Origin of the sequence: Actinomyces ruminis, from assembly GCF_002154335.2 — a bacterium.
Lineage (GTDB): Bacteria > Actinomycetota > Actinomycetes > Actinomycetales > Actinomycetaceae > Actinomyces > Actinomyces ruminis.
In genome coordinates this window covers 1-5,614 of record NZ_MTPX02000038.1, presented here as the reverse complement: position 1 = coordinate 5,614, position 5,614 = coordinate 1, and the positions used below count along the sequence as shown (strand labels likewise).

The 5,614-nt window shown below is 69.6% G+C and carries 5 protein-coding genes and 1 pseudogene; 3 read left to right on the top strand and 3 right to left on the bottom strand.

The features are described 5' to 3' along the window. Positions 1 to 111: 111 nt before the first annotated feature. Complete coding sequence (dacB, locus tag BW737_RS06160; RefSeq protein ID WP_086616071.1) at positions 112 to 1,506, bottom strand: D-alanyl-D-alanine carboxypeptidase/D-alanyl-D-alanine endopeptidase; 1,395 nt, start codon at positions 1,504 to 1,506, stop codon at positions 112 to 114. 230 nt (positions 1,507 to 1,736) lie between these two features. On the opposite strand from dacB, the gene BW737_RS06155 reads away from it, so the two are divergent. Further along, positions 1,737 to 2,237 carry an inorganic diphosphatase gene (locus BW737_RS06155; protein WP_086616070.1) on the top strand — a complete coding sequence of 167 codons (501 nt, stop codon included), beginning with the start codon at positions 1,737 to 1,739 and terminating at the stop codon, positions 2,235 to 2,237. 79 nt (positions 2,238 to 2,316) lie between these two features. On the opposite strand, the gene BW737_RS17930 is transcribed toward BW737_RS06155, so the two are convergent. Continuing rightward, positions 2,317 to 2,637: a C40 family peptidase gene (locus tag BW737_RS17930; RefSeq protein ID WP_257210546.1), complete on the bottom strand. Its 321-nt coding sequence runs from the start codon at positions 2,635 to 2,637 to the stop codon at positions 2,317 to 2,319. On the opposite strand from BW737_RS17930, the gene BW737_RS17925 reads away from it, so the two are divergent. Further along, entirely contained in the window at positions 2,630 to 3,058 is a 429-nt protein-coding gene (locus BW737_RS17925) for a hypothetical protein (RefSeq protein ID WP_257210545.1), read from the top strand. The two genes, BW737_RS17930 and BW737_RS17925, sit on opposite strands and share 8 nt — an antisense overlap. 40 nt (positions 3,059 to 3,098) lie before the next feature. Here the strand turns inward: BW737_RS17925 and BW737_RS17920 are convergent, their stop codons facing one another. Further along, entirely contained in the window at positions 3,099 to 3,773 is a 675-nt protein-coding gene (locus BW737_RS17920) for a hypothetical protein (protein ID WP_257210544.1), read from the bottom strand. Positions 3,774 to 4,123: 350 nt separating this feature from the next. Between BW737_RS17920 and BW737_RS06145 the strand changes: the two are divergent. Further along, a pseudogene (locus BW737_RS06145) lies at positions 4,124 to 5,483 on the top strand (O-acetylhomoserine aminocarboxypropyltransferase/cysteine synthase family protein). Positions 5,484 to 5,614 lie beyond the last annotated feature (131 nt).

The window sequence follows — 5,614 nt, the reverse complement described above, 5'->3', positions numbered from 1 at the left end:
CCCGGCCGGAGTGGCTACCCGCGCCAACCGCAGGGCCCGGTCCCAGTCGACGCCGTCGGCGGCGCTGCGCCGCACCGAGCTCCCGCCGGGCTGGTTCATACCGGTCATCACTCAGCCCCCGCAGCCGCAGTCGGCCAGTGGGGAGACCAGGTCGTCGTCGATGGCCAGGCGGGCCGAGTACAGCCCGCCCTCCTCGAAGCCGTCCACGATCACGCTGAAGGCCAGCAGCCGTCCGTCCTTGGTGACCACGGTGCCGGTCAAGGACGCCGCCGTGTCCAGGGAGCCGGTTTTGGCACGCACGGTGCCGGCGCCGGCAATGCCGATGAAACGGTCGTCGAGCGTGCCGTCCAGGCCGCCCACCGGCAGCGCGGTGATGAGGCTGCGGCCGACGGTGCCGCCGTCGTCGCCCGCCGCCCGGGCGATGATCTGGGCGAGCAGCCGGGCGGGGACCTTGTCGCCCAGGGCGAGGCCGCAGGAGTCGCGCAGGGTGACGCCGCTGATGTCGAAGCCGTCATCCCGCAACCGGGCGAGCACGGCCCGGGTGGCACCGTCGAAGTCGGCCTCCTCGCCGGCGGCGAGCGCGACCAGCCGCCCCTCGACCTCGGTCATGGTGTTGTCGGAGGCCTTCAGGGAGACGGACAGAATGTCGGCCAGCGGGGCGGAGGTGACCCGGGCCAGCTCGGTGGCGCCGTCGGCGGCGGCCGCCCGGGTGACCGTGCCGGTGACCGTGATGCCGGCGTCGCGCAGGTGATCGGCGAAGGTCTGGGCGGCGTCGAGTGCCGGATCGGTGGGGTACGTTCCGGAGGAGTAGGCGGTGACGTCCACCATGAGCGGCTGAATCGGAGCGACCCAGGCCTCGTTGCCGTCCGCCCAGGCGTCGTTCCAGGTGGCGCCGGTGAACAGGGTGTCGTCCAGGGCCACGGTGACGCTGGTAACGCCCTGTTCCTTGAGCTGCTCTGCGGCACCTCGGGCGAGGTCGCCCAGACCCGCGTGGCCGACGGTGGCGTCGGGATCACCCTCGTCCTCGGCCAGCAGCACGTCCCCGCCACCCACCAGGGTGACGGTGCTGCCGGCCAGTACGGCGGTGGTGTCCACGGTGTGGTCGGCGCCGAGCAGGGACAGGGCGGCCCAGGCCACCAACACCTTGTTGGAGGAGGCCGGGGTGAGGGCCGAGCCGGCGTTCAGGTCGGCCAGCTCCTCGCCGCTGGCCACGTCCACGATGGACACGCCGGCGGTGGCGTCACCGATGCGCTCGTCGGCGGCCAGAGCGTTCGCGAGGGCGGCCAGCTCGCCCGCCTCTGGCGCCGGCGCATCGGCGGCCAGGGCGGAGACGGCGTCGGGGTCTTGCGCGGAAGCGGAGGCACTCGGGAAGGGCTGGACCGCGTAATCGACGGGCGAGGCCGTCAGCACGCCGGGTACCAGGTCGAGCGTGTCGGCCAGGCCGTAGTAGGCCCCGACGACGACGAGGGTGGCCGCTGTCAGGGCGGCGATTTGGGCCTTGTGCACGGCTCCTCCGGGGTCGGGCGATTACTGCGAGCGGGCATCTCCACCGGACGCGCCGGGCGGCGTGTCCGGTGACGGGCGCGATCACGCCGGGAAGCGGCGGCCGCACGGGAGCCGGGCGGCATGGCATTTCCCACCGGAAGCGCCGTCATGGGCCACACTAGTGCCAAAGGGCGGCCCCTCCCGGCATCGAGCCGCCAACATCTGCCACAACGCGAGATACGGAGACAGCCGTGGAATTCGATGTGACGATCGAGATCCCGAAGGGGAACCGCAACAAGTACGAGCTCGACCACACCACCGGGCGTATCAAGCTGGACCGGATGCTGTTCACCTCCACCCGCTACCCGGACGACTACGGGTTCATTGACAACACGCTGGGCGAGGACGGCGACCCACTCGACGCCCTGGTGCTGCTGGAGGAGCCCACCTTCCCCGGCTGCCTGATCCGCTGCCGGGCGCTGGGCATGTTCCGCATGCGCGACGAGAAGGGCGGGGACGACAAGGTCCTGTGCGTGCCCGCGGGCGACCAACGCGCCTCCTGGCGCACCGACATCGAGGACGTCTCCGAATTCCACCGCCTGGAGATCCAACACTTCTTCGAGGTCTACAAGGACCTGGAGCCCGGCAAGAGCGTGGAGGGCGCCCACTGGGTCGGTCGCGAGGAGGCCGAGGCGGAGATCCGCCTGTCATACGAGCGCGAGGCCGCCCGCATCGCCCGCGAGGGGCACTGAGCGCACCGCACCGCTTAAAACGACGGCGGCCGTCGGCACCCCACAGGTACCGACAGCCGTCTGCGTCTGGCTCCGCCGCTCAGGGACGCACGGCGTAGGGCATGATCTGGTAGTACCAGACGGCGCGGATCGTCACGCCGCGGCCGGCATTGCCATCGATGAGCATGCCGTTGCCCAGGTACATGGCCACGTGGTAAATGCCGGGCTGGGTGCCGTTGGAGGAGTAGAACAGCAGGTCACCGGGCTGCGCCTGGGCGAGCGGAATCTTGGTGCCTTGCCCGTACTGCGCCCGTGAGGAGTGCGTGAGGTACACCCCGGCGTTGCGGTAGGCGCGCATGACCATGCCGGAACAGTCGACGCCGGAGTCGGACTCCCCACCCCAGACGTAGGGGATGCCCAACTGGGCCTTCGCCCCGGCGATCGCCGCCTGCGCCTTGCTGGTGGAGCCGGTGGAACTGGTGGAGCCGGTCGAGGACGAGGTGCTGGTGGTGGTCGTGCTGCTCGTGGTTGTCTGTCGCGAGCTCTGCGAGGACGACCGGGAAGAGCTCGCGGACGAGGAACTTCCCGACGAGGAGGACGACGAACCAGACGAAGAAGACGAGCTGTTGGAGGAGGACTGCGACTGCGTGGCCTGCTGGCTTTGCGCCGACGACGATGCGGAGGAGCTAGCGGTGGAGCCGGTGCCGGATTCGGATGAGCCGGACGCACTGCCGGAGCTTGTGGAGGCCTGCGTCTGGGCGGCCGCGGCCTGCTCCTGCTCGGCCTGTTCCGCAGCGGCCTTTTCGGCCGCCTCCTTCGCGGCTGCCTCCTCGCGCGCTTGACGCTCCGCCTCCAGCTGCTCCTGGTAGGCGGTCTCAAGCTCTACGGTGGTGTTGCGCTGCTCGGCGAGCTGAGCGATGAGGCTGGCGCGCTCGGTTTCGGCGTTGGCTGGGCGGTCTGGGCGGCGGTGGCCGCGGCATCGGCGTCGGCCTTGGCGGTGGCGGCGGTGTCGGCGGCCGTCTGCTTGGTTTCCACCTTTTCATCCGCAATGGACTGCATCGTGTCCGCAACCGCCTGCAGGGCCTCGACGTTCTGCAGCTGGGCGTCGGTGTTCTCCCCGGCGCGGGCCAGGGCCACACTGACGTCGGTCGCATCGCCGAGCGACTCGCCGGACAGGTAAGGGGCCAGGGAGTCCAGCGTGCCGGCGCTGCCGGCCTCATAGGTCTCGGCGACCACCGAACCCATGTCGGCGCGAGCTTCCTCGGTGTCCGCGGCTGCGGCGTCGGCAGCGGCCTGGGCATCCTCGGCGGCGGTGGTGGCGGCCTCTAGTTCATCGAGCGCGGTCAGATAGTCCTCGTTGGCGACGGCGGCCGCGAGCTCGGCGGCGGCCGTGTTGGCGCTCAACTCGGACAGGGAGGCCTCAAGGGAGGCAATGGAAGCCGCCGTCGTATCCTCGGCGGACTTCGCCTGGTCGATGTCGTCCTGAGTCACGTCGTCGGCCACGGCGGCCGGCGTGAGCGTGACGGCGAGTGCAAGCGCAGCGGCCGTAAGACTCACGCGCCGGACTGCATTCACGCGGCGCGGGCGATGGGTCGTGCTCACAGATTCTCCGAACGTGTTACGGCGCGCCTCCTTGACCGACGCACCCTGGGTGTCTGCCGATACCGTACCTACCAACGCCCGCAAGAGAAACACAAACAACAGATTTCACAGGAGTAACAAGAGTCAACTCACGTACCACAAACCCTGCAATCGCGCGGATCTGCGACACACTCCCCACTGACGTGACGTTCATCACATTGCATGCTGAGGTAGCGTTTTGCCTGCAGGCCCGCCGACCAGCGGTCTCCCGCACCCGGCCGGCAGTCCCGCGAAGCTCCCGCCGATCTGCAACCCAAGGAGTTCTCATGGCTGACGCCCCGTCCAGCACTCCCGCACACATTCCCTCCCCCGCCGACCCGACCGGCTGGCACTTCGAGACCATGCAGGTGCAGGCCGGCCACACCCCGGACTCCGACACCGCGCCCGCGCCATCCCGATCTATCAGTCGACCTCCTTCGTCTTTCCCGACGCCCAGGAAGCCGCCGACCGCTTCGACCTGAAGTCGCTGGGCCCCATCTACACCCGCCTGGACAACCCCACCAACCAGATCGTCGCGCGTCGCATCGCGGCCCTTGAGGGCGGCATCGGCGCCCATCTGGTGGCCTCGGGCATGGCCGCGCAGGCCCTGACCTTCTTCACCCTGGGCGGGCAGGGCAGCAACATTGTGGCCTCCCCGTCCCTGTACGGCGGCACCGTCAACCAGTTGAACCACACCCTCCCCAAACTGGGTATCGAGACTCGCTTCGTCACCGACCCCGGCGACCCGGCCGCCTGGGCCGCACTGGCCGACGAGCGCACCATCTGCTTCTTCGGCGAATCCATCCCCAACCCCAAGGGCGATATCCTCGACATCGAGCCCACCGCGCAGGCCGCGCACGCGCTCGGCATCCCACTGGTGGTGGACAACACCGTCGCCTCCCCCTACCTGACCCGGCCCTTCGAATGGGGGGCGGACATCATCGTGCACGCCGCCACCAAGTTCCTCGGCGGACACGGCTCCACCGTCATGGGCGTGATCGTCGACTCCGGCAACTTCGACTACGCCTCTCAGCCCGAGCGCTTCCCCGCCTTCAACACCCCCGACCCCTCCTACAACGGACTCGTCTACGCCCGCGACCTCGGCGTGGGCAGCCCGCTGGGCAATATGGCCTTCATCCTGCGGGCCCACACCGCCGGCCAGCGCGACCTCGGCTTCGCCGCGAGCCCACTGGACTCCTTCCTACTCGCACAGGGCGTCGAGACCCTCTCGCTGCGCATGGAGCGGCACGTGGACAACGCGCTCGCCGTCGCGAAGTGGCTCGAGGGCCGGCCCGAGGTGGCTGAGGTGCGCTACTCCGGACTGGAGTCCAGTCCCTACTACGAGCTGCACCGCAAGTACTGCCCACGCGGCGCCGGCAGCGTGTTCGCCTTCGACCTGGTCGGCGGCCGCGAGGCGGGAGCGGCTTCATCGACGCCCTGTCCCTGTTCTCCAACCTCGCCAATATCGGCGACGTCCGCTCCCTGTGCGTCCACCCGGCCACCACCACCCACTCCCAGCTGACCGACGACGAGCTGGCCCGCGCCGGCATCAGCGCCGGCACGGTGCGCCTGAGCATCGGCATCGAGCACGTCGACGACATCATCGCCGACTTGGAGCGCGGGCTGGCCGCGGTCGCCGCACTCTGACGCCGCCAACGCCCGCTCACACAGAGGCAGAGTGATGCTCCTATGGTTGTCAAGTGGTTAGGGGTGGGTGGGTGTTGAGCCATTGGCGGTAGTTGTTGGTCAGGGTGGTGTCGTGGTGGAGTCCGCGTTCT

Bases quoted from the DNA above. Each gene is read 5' to 3' on its own strand.
- BW737_RS17925 (WP_257210545.1), top strand. From the start codon at position 2,630: ATGCCCAACTGGGCCTTCGCCCCGGCGATCGCCGCCTGCGCCTTGCTG.